The sequence below is a fragment of the Cellulosimicrobium cellulans genome (assembly GCF_016907755.1).
Taxonomy (GTDB): Bacteria; Actinomycetota; Actinomycetes; order Actinomycetales; family Cellulomonadaceae; genus Cellulosimicrobium; species Cellulosimicrobium cellulans_D.
Window position 1 is genome coordinate 154,095 of record NZ_JAFBCN010000001.1, and the last position, 15,989, is coordinate 170,083.

General features: G+C 74.7%; 13 protein-coding genes. 6 read left to right on the top strand and 7 right to left on the bottom strand.

What is annotated here, in order from left to right:
* The first annotated feature begins 35 nt into the window (after positions 1 to 35).
* The 3 genes from JOE63_RS00670 to JOE63_RS00680 all read left to right on the top strand — a co-directional run bounded on the left by JOE63_RS00670 (position 36) and on the right by JOE63_RS00680 (position 4,200).
* Positions 36 to 2,099: a cell wall-binding repeat-containing protein gene (locus JOE63_RS00670; RefSeq protein WP_157759509.1), complete on the top strand. Its 2,064-nt coding sequence runs from the start codon at positions 36 to 38 to the stop codon at positions 2,097 to 2,099.
* 142 nt (positions 2,100 to 2,241) lie between these two features.
* A complete protein-coding gene (locus tag JOE63_RS00675) occupies positions 2,242 to 3,267 on the top strand; it encodes an App1 family protein (RefSeq protein ID WP_244286308.1) in 1,026 nt (341 codons plus the stop codon).
* Between the two features lie 81 nt (positions 3,268 to 3,348).
* The gene (locus JOE63_RS00680; RefSeq protein ID WP_204538302.1) at positions 3,349 to 4,200 is read left to right on the top strand and encodes a hypothetical protein; all 852 of its coding nucleotides are present in this window, start codon (positions 3,349 to 3,351) and stop codon (positions 4,198 to 4,200) included.
* 120 nt (positions 4,201 to 4,320) lie between these two features.
* On the opposite strand, the gene JOE63_RS00685 is transcribed toward JOE63_RS00680, so the two are convergent.
* The 3 genes from JOE63_RS00685 to JOE63_RS00695 form a co-directional block, all read right to left on the bottom strand.
* Positions 4,321 to 5,481 (bottom strand): hypothetical protein, encoded by a 1,161-nt coding sequence (locus JOE63_RS00685; protein WP_204538305.1) that lies wholly within the window; start codon positions 5,479 to 5,481, stop codon positions 4,321 to 4,323.
* A gap of 86 nt (positions 5,482 to 5,567) precedes the next feature.
* On the bottom strand, positions 5,568 to 6,218 hold the full coding sequence (locus tag JOE63_RS00690; RefSeq protein ID WP_087470313.1) for a response regulator: 651 nt from the start codon (positions 6,216 to 6,218) through the stop codon (positions 5,568 to 5,570).
* Positions 6,215 to 7,555, bottom strand: coding sequence for a sensor histidine kinase (locus JOE63_RS00695; RefSeq protein ID WP_204538308.1), 1,341 nt, complete (start codon positions 7,553 to 7,555; stop codon positions 6,215 to 6,217). The genes JOE63_RS00690 and JOE63_RS00695 overlap by 4 nt, the downstream gene beginning before the upstream one ends.
* A 112-nt stretch (positions 7,556 to 7,667) precedes the next feature.
* Between JOE63_RS00695 and JOE63_RS00700 the strand changes: the two genes are divergently transcribed.
* Positions 7,668 to 8,411 (top strand): ZIP family metal transporter, encoded by a 744-nt coding sequence (locus JOE63_RS00700; RefSeq protein ID WP_087470315.1) that lies wholly within the window; start codon positions 7,668 to 7,670, stop codon positions 8,409 to 8,411.
* Between the two features lie 3 nt (positions 8,412 to 8,414).
* Here the strand turns inward: JOE63_RS00700 and JOE63_RS00705 are convergent, their stop codons facing one another.
* The 3 genes from JOE63_RS00705 to JOE63_RS00715 all read right to left on the bottom strand — a co-directional run bounded on the left by JOE63_RS00705 (position 8,415) and on the right by JOE63_RS00715 (position 12,403).
* A complete protein-coding gene (locus JOE63_RS00705) occupies positions 8,415 to 9,059 on the bottom strand; it encodes a lysophospholipid acyltransferase family protein (RefSeq protein WP_087470316.1) in 645 nt (214 codons plus the stop codon).
* Positions 9,060 to 9,148: 89 nt separating this feature from the next.
* On the bottom strand, positions 9,149 to 10,603 hold the full coding sequence (locus tag JOE63_RS00710) for an amino acid permease (RefSeq protein WP_204538312.1): 1,455 nt from the start codon (positions 10,601 to 10,603) through the stop codon (positions 9,149 to 9,151).
* 156 nt (positions 10,604 to 10,759) lie between these two features.
* Entirely contained in the window at positions 10,760 to 12,403 is a 1,644-nt protein-coding gene (locus JOE63_RS00715) for a nucleobase:cation symporter-2 family protein (RefSeq protein ID WP_239576562.1), read from the bottom strand.
* 182 nt (positions 12,404 to 12,585) lie between these two features.
* Here JOE63_RS00715 and JOE63_RS00720 point away from each other — a divergent pair, with 182 nt between their 5' ends.
* Positions 12,586 to 13,080, top strand: coding sequence for a GNAT family N-acetyltransferase (locus JOE63_RS00720; protein WP_204538315.1), 495 nt, complete (start codon positions 12,586 to 12,588; stop codon positions 13,078 to 13,080).
* Positions 13,081 to 13,134: 54 nt separating this feature from the next.
* On the opposite strand, the gene JOE63_RS00725 is transcribed toward JOE63_RS00720, so the two are convergent.
* Complete coding sequence (locus JOE63_RS00725) at positions 13,135 to 14,499, bottom strand: 8-oxoguanine deaminase (RefSeq protein WP_204538318.1); 1,365 nt, start codon at positions 14,497 to 14,499, stop codon at positions 13,135 to 13,137.
* Positions 14,500 to 14,734: 235 nt separating this feature from the next.
* Between JOE63_RS00725 and JOE63_RS00730 the strand changes: the two genes are divergently transcribed.
* Positions 14,735 to 15,931 carry a cation:proton antiporter gene (locus JOE63_RS00730; protein WP_204538320.1) on the top strand — a complete coding sequence of 399 codons (1,197 nt, stop codon included), beginning with the start codon at positions 14,735 to 14,737 and terminating at the stop codon, positions 15,929 to 15,931.
* The last annotated feature ends 58 nt before the right edge of the window (positions 15,932 to 15,989 follow it).

Sequence of the window (15,989 nt, forward strand, 5' to 3'; positions counted from 1 at the left end):
AACAGCGGCGGGGGTCCTGGAAAGAAGTGCACACCATGCGTACCCCTGCGCGCGTCGGCCTCGTCGCCGCGCTCTCGCTCGTCACGTCGACGTTCGTCGGAGTCCAGCCTGTCGTCGCCTCGACCATCGCGGCCGCAGACCTGCCTGGTCTGCTCACGGTCGCCACCGAGACGACCTCCCCGTCGTACGACCGAGACCGGTTCGAGCACTGGATCGATGCCGACGGGGACGGCTGCAACACTCGCTACGAAGTGCTCGTCGCCGAGGCCGTGACCCCACCGACCGTCTCCGGCTCGTGCACGCTGACCGGCGGCTCGTGGGTGTCGGTCTACGACGGTGTCACGACGACCAGCATCGAGGACCTGCAGGTCGACCATGTCGTCGCGCTCGCCGAGGCCTGGCGATCCGGCGCTTCCGCGTGGACGGACGAGCAGAGGCAGGCCTTTGCGAACGACCTCGACGTCCCGTACGCGCTCGCAGCCGTCTCGGGTGCGTCGAACCAGGCGAAGTCGGACAACGACCCGGCTGAGTGGCAGCCCACCGACGTCGGGAACCGCTGCGAGTACGTCACCGCGTGGGCCCTGGTGAAGTACCGGTGGTCGCTCGCCGTGGACCAGCGGGAGATGGACGCGCTCACGTCCGCCCTGTCCGGAGGCTGCGGAGCGCAGGTGGTGACGCTCCCCGCCACGATGATCAGAGCGGTCCCGGAGCCCCCGGTGGATCCGGGGCAGACCGTGATCGCCCCCTTCGCCGACGGGACGACCCGTCTGTCCGGTTCGACACGGTACGAGACCGCGCTCCAGGCGTCGAAGCGATACGCGGCCGGGGTGCCGGCGGTGTTCGTGGCGACCGGGTCGGACTTCCCCGACGCCCTGTCCGCCGCGTCGGCGGCCGCCCGGGTCGGCGGCCCCCTCCTGCTGACGCCGCCTGGCTCGCTCCCCGCGGCGGTACAGACCGAGATCGTGCGGCTCGCACCGAAGAAGATCTACGTCGTCGGTGGTCGTGGTGCGGTGAGCGACGCGGTGCTCTCGACGCTCCGCAGTATCGCCCCGGCCACTCGGCTGGGCGGGGCGTCTCGCTACGAGACCGGCCTGGGCATCGTCGACGCGACGTTCCCGACCTCGGCGCACGCGATCATCGCGACCGGACGGTCCTTCCCGGACGCGCTCGCCGCGACCGGAGCAGCCGGAGCGCGCCAGGTCCCGGTGATCCTGGTCGACGGTCTCCAGCCCCGCGTCAGTCCCGCGACGCTCAGCACGCTGCACCGGCTCGGCGTGACGAGTGTCGCGATCGCCGGAGGTTCCGGTGCCGTCAGCACGGGCATCGCGGACCAGCTCCGCGCCGACGGGATGGCCGTCTCCCGCTACGGCGGAGCGTCTCGGTACGACACCGCGGCGCTCGTCAACCAGGCGTACTTCCCGCCCGGGTCGACGACCACGGTGTTCCTCGCGACCGGCACCGACTTTCCCGACGCGCTCGCCGGGGCCGCCCTCGCGGGCCGTCTCGCCGCCCCGCTGTACGTCACCTCGCGTGCATGCACTCCCGAGGCGACGCGCAACGCCGTCGCCTCGCTCGGCGCGTCGAAGCGGGTCGTGATGGGCGGTGCCGGTGCGGTCAGCGACGCCGCGGCGGCGAACCTCGGATGCATGTCCTCGTCGGCGCCTACCATCGCGGGCTCGGCCGTCGTGGGGTCCACGCTGACCGCGCGGCCGGGCACGTGGACCGCCGGGACGTCGTTCTCCTACCAGTGGCTCGCGAACGGCGCCACGATCTCCGGAGCGACCGCATCCACGCTGGCCGTGACCGCAGGACAGCACGGCAAGCGCATCTCGGTGCGTGTCACGGGTGCGAGGTCCGGGTACGTGTCCGCGTCGGCCACGTCCTCCTCCACGGCGACCGTCGTCTACCCGCAGCGGACGCCCCCGGTGGACATCCGGAACTGCCCGTCCTGGGCTCCGATCAAGGGAAACCACTCCTCCTCCGGCGAGTGGATCTACCACGTCCCCGGTGGGCGGTCCTACGCCGACACGAACCCGGAGGAGTGCTTCACCACGGAGGCTGCCGCGGTCGCGGCCGGGTACCGCAAGTCGAAGGTCTGACGAGACGGCGCTCACGGCGCACCGGGACGCGGTCGCGTCCCGACGGTGCGGCGTCACCGGGGTGTGACACAGTGGGAACCAGCCCCCGACGTCGACCGGAGACCGCCGCGCCCCCATGACCTCGACCCCGACCGAGCACGCCGTGACCCAGCGACCCCACCGGGCGGCCCGGATCGAGGACCGGTGGCGCGCCGTCGTCTCCCGGTTCCAGAAGGCGCGCGGGTGGCGCCCCCGCGTCGAGCCGTTCGCGGGGTACGGGACCCCGCGGCGCGTGCGCGTGCTGGCGCGCGTGCTCCTCGCGAGCCCCGCGTTCGACCCCGCGCTGCACGAGCGCGAGTCCGCCGACCGGCGCGGCTGGCGCTACTTCTTCACCGCCCCCGCGCCGCGCGAGGAGGTCCGCGTGCACGTCGGCGACGCGACCGTCGACCTCGTCTCCGACCGCAGCGGCTACCTCGACGCGACGATCGACGTCGCTCTCGCCCCCGGCTGGCACGACGTGACGTTCCGTCCGTCGTCGGGAGCGGTCGCGACGGGTCGCGTGCTCGTCGTCGCGGACGGGCGCCGGCTCGGCGTCGTGTCCGACATCGACGACACCGCGATGGTGACCGCGGTCCCCCGTCCCCTCATCGCGGCCTGGAACACGTTCGTGCGGCACTCGAGCGCGCGCGTGCCCGTGCCCGGGATGGCCGCCCTCTACCGCGGGATCGCGACGACGCGCCCCGGCACGCCGTTCGTCTACCTGTCGACGGGCGCGTGGAACACCGCCGCGAACCTGCGCCGCTTCCTCCAGCGCCACGGGTTCCCGCCCGGCCCGCTCCTGCTCACGGACTGGGGCCCGACGAACACCGGCTGGTTCCGCAGCGGGCCGGAGCACAAGGACACGTCGCTCGACCGCCTCTTCCGCGAGCTGCCCGACGTCGACTGGCTGCTCGTGGGCGACGACGGCCAGCACGACCCGGACATCTACGCGCGCGCCGCGCGCCGGCACCCCGACCACGTCGCGGCCGTCGCGATCCGCGAGCTCACGCCCGCGCAGCAGGTCCTCGCCCACGGCTCGCCGCTGCCGGCGCCCGGCAGCCTGTCCGGCGAGGTGCGCGGCGTCCCGACGGCGCACGGCCCCGACGGCGACGCACTCACCCGGGCCCTCGCCCGGGCTCTGCGCCGCTAGGACGCGCCGACGAGTCCTCGCTCGCCGGGCCGCCCGGCGCGCCGGGGTGCCACGCGTCGTCGCGGGTGATTGCCTGAGGGGATGACGACGCCCGACCTGCCCTTCCCCACTCCCGACCCCGAACCCGAGCGGCCGCGGCGGACCTGGCCGTGGATCGTGCTCACGATCGTCGCGGTGGTGGTGATCGGTGTTGTCGTGTGGCTCGTCAACCGCCCGACGGAGGACGCGCCCGCGGCGGAGACCCCGACCGCGACGGAGTCACCGAACCCGTCGCCGACGGACACGGGCACCCCGACCGACGACACGTCGACGCCCGCCGCCGAGGGCTGCCCCGCGGCGGGCGACGGCGTCCCCGCGGGCGCGGGCACGCACGAGATCGTCGACGTGGACGGCGACGGCCGCCCGGACACCGCGTGGCTGACCGGCGGTACGGACCGCGCGTTCGGGATCACGACGGCGTCGGGCGCGACGTTCTCCGCGCCGATCGAGTCCGCGAGCCCCGTCGCGGCGAGCGCGATCGTCCAGCTCGTCGCCGCGGGCGACGCCACGGCACCGATCGCGCTCGTCGACACGGGCCGCGAGGTCCTGCTGTTCTCCGCCGCCGACTGCGCCGTGACCCCGACGCAGAACGCCCAGGGCGAGCAGTACACGTTCGACAAGGGATTCACCGGGTTCGGCACGGGCGTCGGCTGCACGGAGGTCGACGGGGAGCTGCACCTCGCGGGCCTGAACGCCGTGTCCGACGACGGCACGTCCTTCACCGTGTCGCGCACCTTCGTCGACCTCGACGCGGGCGCGCAGACGGCGACGAACGGCGAGGAGGAGACGGTGGCGCAGGACGCCGCCGCGGACGACCCGGTCGTCACGACGGCCCAGGAGACCACCTGCGGCGACCTGGTAGCGGGCCACGACGGCCCGGTAGAGCCCCAGTAGCCGCCGAGCACGACGTTGCTGTCGTTATCGGGCTGATAACGACAGCAAGGTCGTGCTCGACGGGGAGCGGCGTCGTGGTCGGCGGCGAGCGGTGGAACGGCGTCGGGCGCCGGACGGCCGCTAGCCGCGGCCACAGGCGCGGCAGGTGCCGCGGCGGCGGAGCCAGTAGGCGTAGGTCGCCGCGCCGAGGGCGAGGGACCACACCGGCCACAGGAACGTCGGGCCGACGGCGCCCCACGAGTCCGCGGTCAGCGCCAGCCGGCTCTCGCCGAGCCCGATCACGATGAGCGAGAGCCCCGCGGGGAGCACCGCGACCGCCACGATCGTCGCCGGGACGACCGCCAGCCCGACCGGGACCCTGCGGCCCGCGAGCCCGACCATCCAGCGGGGGAAGACCTCGCCCCAGCGCTGGAACAGTCCGAGCGTGAGCACCGCACCGACGAGCGCGAAGCCGCCCAGCCCGAGCGCCGCGACCAGGCCGTCCTGCCCCGCGAGCTGGGCGACGTTCTCCGCCGAGAAGCCGAGCGGGATGCCGAGGACCCAGGCGATGCGGGTCACCGCGTAGAACGTCGGGATCGCGGCGGCGACGAGCGCGGCCGTCCGGCCCCAGCGCGCCGCGGCGGCGGGCGTCGTCCAGGCCGGGTCGTGGCCGTCGTGCCGACGTCCGCACGACGCGCACGCACCGACGCCGCGGCGCACGAACCGCCACGTCGAGGCGACGAGCAGGGCGGCGCCGGCCAGGAGCGCGAGCTGCGTGAGCGGGCCCGCGCCGAGGAAGTCCTGGAACGCGGCCCGGATCACGGGGTCGAACGGCGCCATGACGAGCGTGACCGGGAGGTACCCCAGCCGCGCCAGGATGGACGCGTCGGTGAGCGCGAGCACCCCGGCCGAGACGAGCGCGGTCGCCGCGACGGTCAGCGCACGGTCGGCCCGGGCGACGGGGCCGTGCCGACCCCCGAGCCACGCCCGCAGCGCGGTCGCCGCGCCGACGAGGGCGAGGACCGCGACCCAGGGCGTGAGCGCCGCGCCCGCGACCCCGCTCAGGGCGCCGAACGACAGGTCGTTCGCGTCGCCGACCGCGAGCGTGCCGCCCGTCAGGGTGACGACGAGGGCCGCGACGCCCCCGACCACCCACCACGCCGCGGCGGTCGGGGCGATCCACCGCCCGCGGGACGCGTGCGCCCCGGGACCGGGCGGCGCACCGGAGAGGGAACCGACGTCGACCGTGCGCGGGCCGGACGGCGTGGTGACGGAGGACGGGGGCGGGGTTCGTGTGCTCATGACTCGACCCTCGCGTCCGGCGGTGCGCGCCGGATCACCCGCGACGACGACGTCGCTCCCCCGCGCGGGGGAACGCTCGCGGCCGGTCAGCCGGCCCGCACGAACCCGGACTCGTAGGCGCGCACGACGGCCTGCGTGCGGTCGCGCACCCCGAGCTTGGCGAGGACGTTGCCGACGTGCGTGCGCACCGTCTCGACGCCCAGGTAGAGCTCGCCCGCGATCTCCGCGTTCGACAACCCCTGCGCGACGAGCCGCAGCACCTCGCCCTCGCGCTCGGTGAGGTGCGCGGCGCGCAGCTCGTCACCCGCGGGCGGGCGGGCCGTCGCGAGCCGGCGCACCGCGTCGGGGAACAGGAGCGACTCGCCCCGCGCCACGACCCGCACGGCCTGCGCGACCTCCTCGGGCCGCGCGCGCTTGAGCAGGAACCCGTGCGCGCCCGCGCGCAGCGCGTCGAGCACGTGGTCGTCGTTCTCGAACGTCGTGAGGACGAGCACGCGGGGTGCGTCGCCCCGCGCGAGGAGCGCGCGCGTCGCGGCGATACCGTCGACGCGCGGCATGCGCACGTCCATGAGCACGACGTCGGGGCGCGCCCGCGCGACGACCCCCGGCACCTCCGCCCCGTCGCCCGCCTCGCCGACGACCTCGAGGTCGGGCTCGGCGTCGAGGATGACCCGCAGTCCCGTGCGCACCAGAGGCTCGTCGTCCACCAGCACCACGCGCGTCGTCCCGTCGGTCATCCGCCCGATCCTGCCAGCGGGAACGTCGCGCGCACGACCCACGCGCCGCCGTCGGGCGCGGGACCCGCCGAGACGTCCCCGCGCAGCAGGTGAGCCCGCTCCCGCATGCCCGCGAGGCCGCGGCGCTCGCGACCGGGGGCGTCGGGTGCCCGACGGCGCGTGCCCGGCACGAGCGGGTTGCGCACCTCGACGACGAGCGCGCCGCCCGGACCCGAGGCCACGCCGACGGCGACCGGCTCGCCCGGGGCGTGCCGGAGCGCGTTCGTGAGCGCCTCCTGGACGACGCGGTACGCCTCCTGCGAGACCGCGCGCGGGACGTCGACCCGTGCGTCGCCGCCCGTGCGCCGGACGTCCGCCCCGGTCCGGCGCGCGTCGTCGAGCAGGGCGTCGAGGTCGTCGAGCGTGCGCGCCGGGCTGCGCACGGGCGCGGGCGGGGCGCCGCCCGTGGCCGAGGCGCCGTCCGCGCGGAGCAGCCCGAGGACGTGGTCGAGGTCCGCCATCGCGGTGCGGCCCGTCTCCTCGATCGCGGCGAGCGCGGCACGCGCGGCGACCGGGTCGCGGTCGAGGAGGCGGGCGGCCGCGGCGGCCTGCAGGGTCGTGACGGTCAGCGCGTGGCCCACCGAGTCGTGCAGCTCGCGTGCGAGCCGGCCCCGCTCGGCGTCGCGGTCGGCCGCCGCCTCGAGCTCCGCGATGCGCTCCGTCTGGTCGGGCCCGAGGAGCGGGAGGGCCGCCTGCCGCAGCATCGCGCGCGCGAGCGCGACGACGTACGGGACGGCGAGCAGCGCGAGCACCGCGGTGACCAGCCACGTCCACGCGGGCAGCGCCTCCCACGGCCGCCAGTCGGTGAGGAGGACCGGCTCGACGCCCGTCGCGGAGAGGACGAGCTGCGTCGCGACCGGGACGAGGAACAGCACCACGACGAGCACCGCGGCACCGAGCGTGAGGTGCAGCCCGTACCAGGCCGCGGCGCGCCAGCGCGTGGCCGCACCGGGCGCGGGCGCTCCCGGCGCGGGCAGCGGCACGTCGACGTCGAGGAACGTCCGGGCCGCCGCGATCTCCAGCGAGCGCACCGTGGCCAGGAACGGCGGCGTGCTCACGAGGACCGCGGAGACGAGGGCCAGGACGAGGATCGCGACGCGCGGCGTCTGCAGCGAGGCGAACATCTGCACGAACCCGGCGACCAGCGTCACGTACGCGCCGGCGACCACGCCGCCGACCACGAGGTAGACGCCCGCCCGGACGGTGGTCGCGCTGCGCAGCGGTGCGACCACCCGTCCCCACCCGCCCGGCCCCGGCGCGGTCGCCGCACGGGTCGGGCGGGCGTCGTCGGGCGTCATGGCCCCAGTCTCCCGGGACCGGGCAGGGCGCGCCTCCCCCGGCCGGGGGAAACCGTACGAGCCGACCGCCCGTCCCCGCGCGGTCCCGCCCGGCCGCTGGTCCAATGGGCGCATGCTCGGGTTCTGGTGGGGCCTCGTCGGCGCGTCGTCGCTGCTCCTCGGCGCGGCGCTCGTCTTCTGGCGGCCGCCGGGCCAGCGGCTCGTCGGGCTCATCATGGCGTTCGGGTCGGGCGTGCTCATCAGCGCGGTCGCGTACGACCTCGTCGAGGACGCGTCCACGCACGCGAGCGGCCTCGTCCTGCTCGCCGGCCTCGCGGGCGGCGCGCTGACGTTCTTCGTCGGCGACCGCATCATCGACCGGATGGGCGGCGAGGGCCGCAAGCGGTCCACTGGCGTGCAGGCGGAGTCCGTCCAGGCGGCGGGCGGGACCGGGGGCGCGGCGATCGCGCTCGGCACGGTGCTCGACGGCATCCCCGAGTCGGTCGTCCTCGGAGCGACGCTCATCGGCGGCGGCGGGGTCAGCGTCGCGATGCTCGCCGCCGTGTTCGTCTCGAACCTTCCCGAGGCGATGTCCGCGACGTCGGGGCTGCTCAAGGCGGGCACGAAGCCCTCACGGCTCTGGGTGCTGTGGGGGTCGACGACCCTGGTCTCGGCGCTCGCGGCCGGGATCGGCTACGTCGCGCTCGACGGCGCGTCGCCCGCGGTCGTGGCGATCACGCAGGCGTTCGCCGCCGGGGCGCTGCTCACGATGCTCGTCGACACGATGATCCCCGAGGCGACGGAGTTCGGCGGCCCGGTCACCGGACTCGTCACGGTGCTGGGCTTCGCGACGGCGTTCGGGCTGAGCTCGCTCTGAGCGTCAGGCCGCGAGGTCCTGGCCGCTCATGCGGTGGATCGACGCCATGACCTCGTCCGTGAGCTCGCGCCGCGCCTGCGCGGGCTTGGTGCCCGCCGTGATCTGGCGCTGCGGGTCGATGGGCTTGCCGAAGTGCACCTGGACGCGGTGCAGGCGCGGGATCCGCTTGCCGATCGGCTGAACCTTGTCCGTGCCGCGCACGGCGACGGGGACGACCGGGGCGTGGCCCGCGAGCGCCAGCCAGGCGACACCGGTGCGGCCCGCGTGCAGCTTGCCGTCGCGCGAGCGCGTGCCCTCGGGGTAGATGCCGAACGCGCCGCCGCGCTGGAGCACCTCGAGGGCGTCCTCGAGCGAGCGCTGCCCCGCGCGCGGGTCGTCGCGCTGGACGGGGATCATGCCGATCGTCGTGAAGAACCAGCGCGAGAGCCGGCCCTTGAGCCCGCGGCCCGTGAAGTACTCGGCCTTGGCGAGGAACGTGACGTGCCGCGGCGCGACGATCGGGATGAGGATCGAGTCGATGAACGACAGGTGGTTGCTCGCGAGGATGACCGCCCCGTTGCGCGGGATGTTGTTGCGTCCGGTCACCTGTGGTCGCAGCAGCACGTAGGCGAGCAGCGACAGGATGAGCCTCAGGACGCGGTAGGTCATCCGTTCATTGTGCACCGTCGTCGGCGCACGTCCGTGCACGCGGTGTTCGGCCCCGGTGTCCGCGCAGGTCACCTCGGGTCACCTCCGGTTCACGTGCCCCGGCGCGCCTCCGCCGACGCGACGCGGCGTGCACGGCCGCCGCGTGTCACCGCGTAGAGGGCCAGGACGACGATCACCAGACCGGCCGTGGACAGGAGCTGGGCGCGCGCGGCGTCGTCGGTCAGCATGAGGACGGCGAGCGCCGCGAGGCCCGCGAGCACGGCCCACGTGAGCCACGGGAAGCCCCACATGCGCAACGTCATCGGCTCGCCCGACGCGCGCGCCTGCGACTCGATCCGGCGGCGCAGCCGGAGCTGCGACACCGCCACGAGCACCCACACGACGAGCAGCGCCGCGCCCACCGCGTTGAGCAGGATGCCGAGCAGCGCCTCGGGCAGGAGCCAGTTCAGCCCGACCGCGACGAGCGCGAAGAACACCGAGACGAGCACCGAGACCCACGGCACGTCACGACGTGACACGCGCCGCAGGGCCCGCGGCCCGTCGCCGCGCCCGGCGAGCGAGTACGCCATGCGGGACGTGCCGTAGACGTTCGCGTTGAACGCCGACAGGAGCGCGATCACCACGACCACCTCCATGACGCGCGCCGCCCCCTGGAGCCCGGCGAGGTCGAGCACCGCGACGAACGGGCTCTCTGCCAGCAGCGGCGAGTCCCACGGCAGGACGAGCACCATGATCGCGACCGAGCCCAGGTAGAACACGAGGATCCGCCACACGATGCTGCGGGTCGCGCGCGCGACGGCGGTGCGCGGCTCGCGCGCCTCCGCGGCGGCGATCGTGACGATCTCGATGCCCCCGAACGCGAAGACGACGACGAGCAGCCCCGCGGCGATCCCGGCCCATCCCTCGGGCGCGAAGCCGCCGTGGCCCAGGAGGTTCGACGTGCCGACGGGGTCGGTCCCGGGCAGCAGGCCGAGGACCAGCAGGACGCCGACCACGAGGAACCCGACGATCGCCGCGACCTTGACGAACGCGAACCAGAACTCGAGCTCGCCGAACTGCCGCACGCCCCACAGGTTGATCACCGCGAACACGACGACCACGACGAGCGCGACGCCCCACTGCGGCACGTCCGGGTACCAGCCGGTGACGATGCGCGCGGCGCCGGTGATCTCCGCGCCGAGCACCATGACGAGCATGAACCAGTAGAGCCAGCCCAGCAGGAACCCGGCCCAGGGCCCGAGCGCCTCCTCCGCGTACACGGAGAACGACCCGCTCGCGGGCCGCGCGCTCGCCATCTCGGCGAGCATCCGCATGACGAGGATGACGACGACGCCCGCGATCGCGTACGACACGAGCACGGCGGGCCCGGCGGTCGCGATCCCGACGCCCGAGCCGAGGAACAGGCCCGCGCCGATCGCGGAGCCCAGCCCCATCATCGTCAGGTGCCGCGTCCGCAGCCCGTGCCCGAGGTGGTCGGCCGCCGGGCTCTCGGTCGGTGCGTCGTTCGCGGTCGGTGCCGGGTGCTCGGGCGTGGGGGCGCTCATGGTGCGGTCCTGCGGTCGGGGTGCCGGTGTCGTGCTCGACGCCGACCCACGACGCTACACGGCCCGGGCACGACGGCGCCCCGCACCCGGCGCGAGGGGGTCGCTCGGGTGCGGGGCGGCGTCGGGCACGACGCTGTGCCTGCTCGCCGGGTGCGCCTACGGGGTCGCGGTCCGCGGGAGCGGGGCGACCGCGTGCTGCCGGGGAGTCGTGCTCTCGCCGTCGGCGGCACCACCCGCGGGCGCCGCCTCGGGCGCCGGGGAGGGCGCCCCGTCGACCTGCTGCTCGCCCGCGACGGGCGCGGGGTTCGCCGCGGGCTCCGCCGGCGGGACCGTGTCGGTGGCCGCGGGCCGGCGGGTCGATCCGTTGATGACGCCGTCGTCCTCGAGGTCGTCGAGGTCGTCCTCGTCCACCGAGCTCGCGCCGTGCTCGGCGCCCGCGGCGAACACGGACGGGTCGGGCGGGTTGCCGAGCTTGACGTGGTTGAACAGCAGGTTGAGCAGGATCGCCATGACCGCGGCGGAGCTGATGCCCGAGTGGAAGATGATGCCGAACCACGTGGGGAACTGGTCGTAGAAGTCGGGCTTGGCGATGGGGATCATGCCGAACGAGATCGACGCCGCCACGATGATGAGGTTCATCGGCCGGGAGTAGTCGACCTTCGCGAGCGTGCGGATGCCGGATGCCGCGACGGAGCCGAACAGCACGACGCCCGCACCGCCGAGGACCGGCGTCGGGACCGCGGCCACGACGCGGCCCAGGACCGGCAGGAGGCCGAGGACCACGAGGATCGCGCCGCCCGCCGCGACGACGAACCGCGACTTCACGCCCGTGATGGCCACGAGCCCGACGTTCTGCGCGAACGCCGACTGCGTGAACGAGCCGAAGAACGGCGAGACGACGGACGACGCCATGTCGGCGCGCAGGCCGTTCGCGATGCGCTTGCGGTCCACCTTGGTGCCGACGATCTCGCCCACGGCGATGATGTCCGCCGTCGTCTCGGTGAGGGTCACGAGGATGACGATGAGCATCGAGATGATCGCGGCGATCTCGAACGTCGGGGCGCCGAAGCCGAGGAACGACGGGAACGCGGCGACCGGGCCGTCGCCCACGCCGGAGAAGTCCGCCTTGCCCAGCGCGAGGGCGATGAGGGTGCCGACGACGATCGCGATGAGGATGGACAGGCGCGAGATCGTGCCGCTGCCCACCTTCGACAGCAGGATGACGATCGCGAACGTCAGCGCGGCGAGGCCGATGTTGCTCACCGAGCCGTAGTCGGGCGCGCTCGCGTTGCCGCCCATGGCCCAGTTGGCGGCGACGGGCATGAGCGTCAGACCGATCGTCGTGATGACCACGCCCGTGACGACCGGGGGGAAGAACCGGATGATCTGCGCGAAGAACGGCGTGATGAGCAGGCCGACCGCCGACGCGACGAGCACCGCGCCCAGCACGCCGGGGATCCCTCCCCCGCCGTTGACGATCGCGACCATCGTCGACACGCCCGCGAACGACACGCCCTGCACGAGCGGGAGCTGCGACCCGAAGAACGGGATGCCGAGCGTCTGCAGGATCGTCGCGAGGCCGCCCATGAAGAGGGACGCCGCGACGAGCGTCCCGATCTCGGCCCCGGTCAGCCCGGCGGCGCCGCCCACGATGAGCGGTGGGGCGATGATGCCGCCGTACATCGTGAGCACGTGCTGGAACCCGTACCCGAACGTCGACCCGATGGGCAGCCGCTCGTCCTCGGGGCGTACCGGACGCCGTTCTGCGCCGTCCGTGGCCCTCGTGGCTCGCGCGTTCATAGCGGACCTCCTCGTCAGCTATCGTTCCGCTTGGCGGAAAACTACTTCCACTATTCGAACGCCAAGTGTGACGCGTGTCAAGCCCCTCCCGGCAACTCGCACGTGGCCTGCGGCGACGGCCTGGTACGACGTCGACGTCAAAGCACTGGCCCCGGCCCGCCCGGCCTCCGTAGCCTCCAGCGGTGACCACGACGCTCCGCCCCTACCGCTCCACGGACCTCGACGCGGTCGCCGACCTGTCGCTGCGCGCGTGGGAGGACGCCTTCGCCTCGTGGCGGGAGATCCTCGGCGAGCGCCTCTACGGGCTCGCGTACCCCGACTGGCGGCGCAGCCAGGAGGCGGAGGTGCGCGGCACGTGCGAGAAGCACCCCGCGACGACGGTCGTCGCGGAGCGGGCCGGCCGGGTCGTCGGGTTCGCGACCGCGGTGATCGGCGAGCCTCCCGCCGAAGGAGCCCGCACCGGCGACGTCGAGATCATCGCCGTCGACCCCGACGCGCAGGGCGAGGGCGTCGGGAGGATCCTCGTGGACGCCGCGCTGCAGCTCCTGCGCGACGCCGGGTGCGCGTACGCCAACGTCTGGACCGGCGGCGACCCGGGGCACGACGCCGCCCGCGCCCTGTACGAGTCGAGCGGCTTCACCGCGCTCCCCGTCGTCCACTACTACCGCGAGCTCTGAGCCGGCGGGGACGCGCCGGTCGGCGACCGGGCACGTCCCCGCCCGGCAGCGGGTTCAGCCCGCGACGAGGCGCCGGGCCGCGGCCGAGTGCTCCGCGACCAGGGCGTCGAGGTCGAGGCCCGGGACCGCGCCGTCGACGACCCGCCACTCGCCGCCGACCATGACGCGGTCCGCGCGGTCGGCGCCGCACAGCAGGAGCGCCGCGACCGGGTCGTGGGAGCCGGAGAAGCGCAGCTCGTCGAGGCGCCACAGCGCGAGGTCCGCCTGCTTGCCGACGGCGAGCACGCCGACGTCATCCCGGCCCAGGACGCGCGCCGACCCGCGCGTGCCCCAGCCGAGCGCGCGGGTCACGGGGATGTCCGCGCCGTACCTGAGGCGCTGGAGGTAGAGGGCCTGGCGCGCCTCGAGGATCATCGTCGAGGCGTCGTTCGACGCCGAGCCGTCGACCCCGAGCCCGACGGGCGCACCGGCGTCCTCGAGCTCCACGGCCCGGGCGATCCCGGACGCGAGGCGCATGTTCGACGTCGGGCAGTGCGCGACGCCGGTCCCCGCGGCCCCGAGGCGGCGCACCTCGTCGTCGTCGAAGTGGATGCCGTGCCCCAGCCACGCGCGGTCGGTGAGCCAGCCGACCGACTCGAGGTAGTCGACCGTGCGCATCCCGAAGCGCTCGCGGCAGAAGTCCTCCTCGTCGATCGTCTCGGCGAGGTGCGTGTGCAGGCGCACGTCGAGGTCTTCCGCGAGCGCCGCGCTCTCGCGCATCGCGTCGGTCGTCACGGAGAACGGCGAGCACGGCGCGAGCGCGATCTGGACCTGCGCCCCGGCGCCCCGCTCGTGGTAGCTCTCCACGAGGCGCTGCGAGTCGGCGAGGATCACGTCCAGGTTCTGCACGACCGACTGCGGCGGCAGGCCGCCGTCGTCCTGGCCGAGCGTCATGGACCCGCGCGTGAGGGTCGCGCGCATCCCGAGCCGCTTCACCGCGGCGACCTGGAGGTCGATCGCGTCGTCGAGCCCGGCCGGGAACACATAGTGGTGGTCGGCTGCCGTCGTGCAGCCGGACAGCAGCAGCTCGGCGAGCGCGACGGTCGTCGCGAGCTCGTGGTCGCGCGGCGTGAGCCGCGCCCACACCGCGTACAGGCGCTGCAGCCAGGGGAACAGCGGGGCGTCGGCGACCGGCCCCCAGGCGCGCGTGAGCGTCTGGTAGAAGTGGTGGTGCGTGTTGATCAGGCCGGGCGTGAGCACGTGCTGCGACGCGTCGAACGTCTCGTCGACCGGGGCGGACGGCTGCGCTCCCGCCGCGACCACCTCGACGATCACCCCGTCCTCGACGACGACCCCGCCCCGCGCGTCCGGCGCGTCGGGGGAGTCGTCCGCGGTGAAGACGCCGAGCGGGTCGCGGACCCAGGTGCGGGTGCTGGTCATGGTGCCTCCTGGTGGCTCGTGCTCACCGGGGCGCGGCTCCGGCGCCACGGTGCGCCGGCTCAGTGGTCCTGTCTGCCGATCCAGGGCCGCGGGAACCCGCGGCTGCGCCGACCGTAGGCCGGGGCGCGACGCGTCGTCAACCGGCACGACGGCGTCGGGCCCGTCCCGCCGCGCGCGAGCCGGGGCGCTGCGGGATCCTGGGACCCGCCGTCCACCGACCACCCGGAGCCCACCCGTGAACGTCTACGCCCCGCTCGTCCCGGTGTTCGTCGTCGCGCTGCTCGCGCCGCTCCTCGCGGGCCTCATGCCGGTGCGGTCGCGGGTGCCGCAGGTCGTCGTGCTGCTGCTCGGGGGCATCCTCATCGGGCCGTCGGCGCTCGACCTCGCGACGCCCGCCGACGTCACGCTCCTCTCCGACCTCGGCATGGGCTTCCTGTTCCTCCTCGCCGGGTACGAGCTCGAGCCGAACCTCCTGCGCCAGCGCATCGGGCGACGCGCCGGGGCGGCGTGGCTGACGTCGCTCGTCGTCGGCGCGGTGCTGGTGCTCGTGGTCGTGGGCGACGGCTCGCCGCACAAGGTGGCGGCCGGGGCGATCGCGCTCACGACCACCGCGCTCGGCGTCGTGCTCCCGATCCTGCGCGACGGCGGTCAGCTCGGCTCACGGCTCGGGCGGGCCGTGCTCGTGGTCGGGGCGGTGGGTGAGCTGGGGCCGATCGTCGCGATGGCGGTGCTGCTCGGCACGCGCGAGAGCGGCGTCGCGGCGATCCTGCTGGTGCTGTTCGCCGTCGTCGCGATCGCGCTGTCCGCGCTGCCGGGCCGGCTGGGGCGCATCAAGGCGCTCGGCGGCGACCGCCTCTTCAGCGCGGCCGAGCACGGGACCGGCCAGAGCACGCTGCGCCTCACGGTGCTGCTGCTCGTCGCGCTGCTCGCGCTCGCCGCGGGGCTCGGGTTCGACGCGGTGCTGGGCGCGTTCGTCGGCGGCATGGTGCTGCGCCGCTGGGCGCCGGGCGACGTCGAGGCGCTGGAGAAGAAGCTCGACGCGGTCGCGTGGGGCGTGTTCGTGCCGGTGTTCTTCGTCAGCTCCGGCATGGGCCTGGACATCGACTCGATCGTCGCGTCGCCGTTGCTGCCGCTGACGTTCTTCGTGCTCATGGTGGTCGTGCGGGGCGGACCGGTGCTGCTGTGGTTCCGACGCGAGCTGCCGTCGGTCGAGCGCGTCCAGACCGCGCTCTACGCCGCGACCGCGCTGCCGCTGCTCGTCGCCCTCACGGAGATCGCGGTCGAGCAGGGCGCGATGACGTCGCGCGTCGGCGCGGCGCTCGTCGGCGCGGGCGTGCTGTCGGTGATCGTGCTCCCGATGGTCGCGAGCCGGCTGGGCCCGCGCCCCGCGGAGGTCGCGGACCCGTCGACCGGGGAACGCGGCGCCGGATGACCCGGCGAGAGATGCGTCCGCGCGCGAGGGATGCGTCCGGAGACGCAGCACTCGCACG

Bases quoted from the DNA above. Each gene is read 5' to 3' on its own strand.
- JOE63_RS00695 (WP_204538308.1), bottom strand. From the start codon at position 7,555: ATGACGCCCGACGACGCCCGCCCGACCCGTGCGGCGACCGCGCCGGGG.
- JOE63_RS00690 (WP_087470313.1), bottom strand. From the start codon at position 6,218: ATGACCGACGGGACGACGCGCGTGGTGCTGGTGGACGACGAGCCTCTG.
- JOE63_RS00680 (WP_204538302.1), top strand. From the start codon at position 3,349: ATGACGACGCCCGACCTGCCCTTCCCCACTCCCGACCCCGAACCCGAG.
- JOE63_RS00700 (WP_087470315.1), top strand. From the start codon at position 7,668: ATGCTCGGGTTCTGGTGGGGCCTCGTCGGCGCGTCGTCGCTGCTCCTC.
- JOE63_RS00725 (WP_204538318.1), bottom strand. From the start codon at position 14,499: ATGACCAGCACCCGCACCTGGGTCCGCGACCCGCTCGGCGTCTTCACC.
- JOE63_RS00705 (WP_087470316.1), bottom strand. From the start codon at position 9,059: ATGACCTACCGCGTCCTGAGGCTCATCCTGTCGCTGCTCGCCTACGTG.
- JOE63_RS00710 (WP_204538312.1), bottom strand. From the start codon at position 10,603: ATGAGCGCCCCCACGCCCGAGCACCCGGCACCGACCGCGAACGACGCA.
- JOE63_RS00685 (WP_204538305.1), bottom strand. From the start codon at position 5,481: ATGAGCACACGAACCCCGCCCCCGTCCTCCGTCACCACGCCGTCCGGC.
- JOE63_RS00670 (WP_157759509.1), top strand. From the start codon at position 36: ATGCGTACCCCTGCGCGCGTCGGCCTCGTCGCCGCGCTCTCGCTCGTC.
- JOE63_RS00715 (WP_239576562.1), bottom strand. From the start codon at position 12,403: ATGAACGCGCGAGCCACGAGGGCCACGGACGGCGCAGAACGGCGTCCG.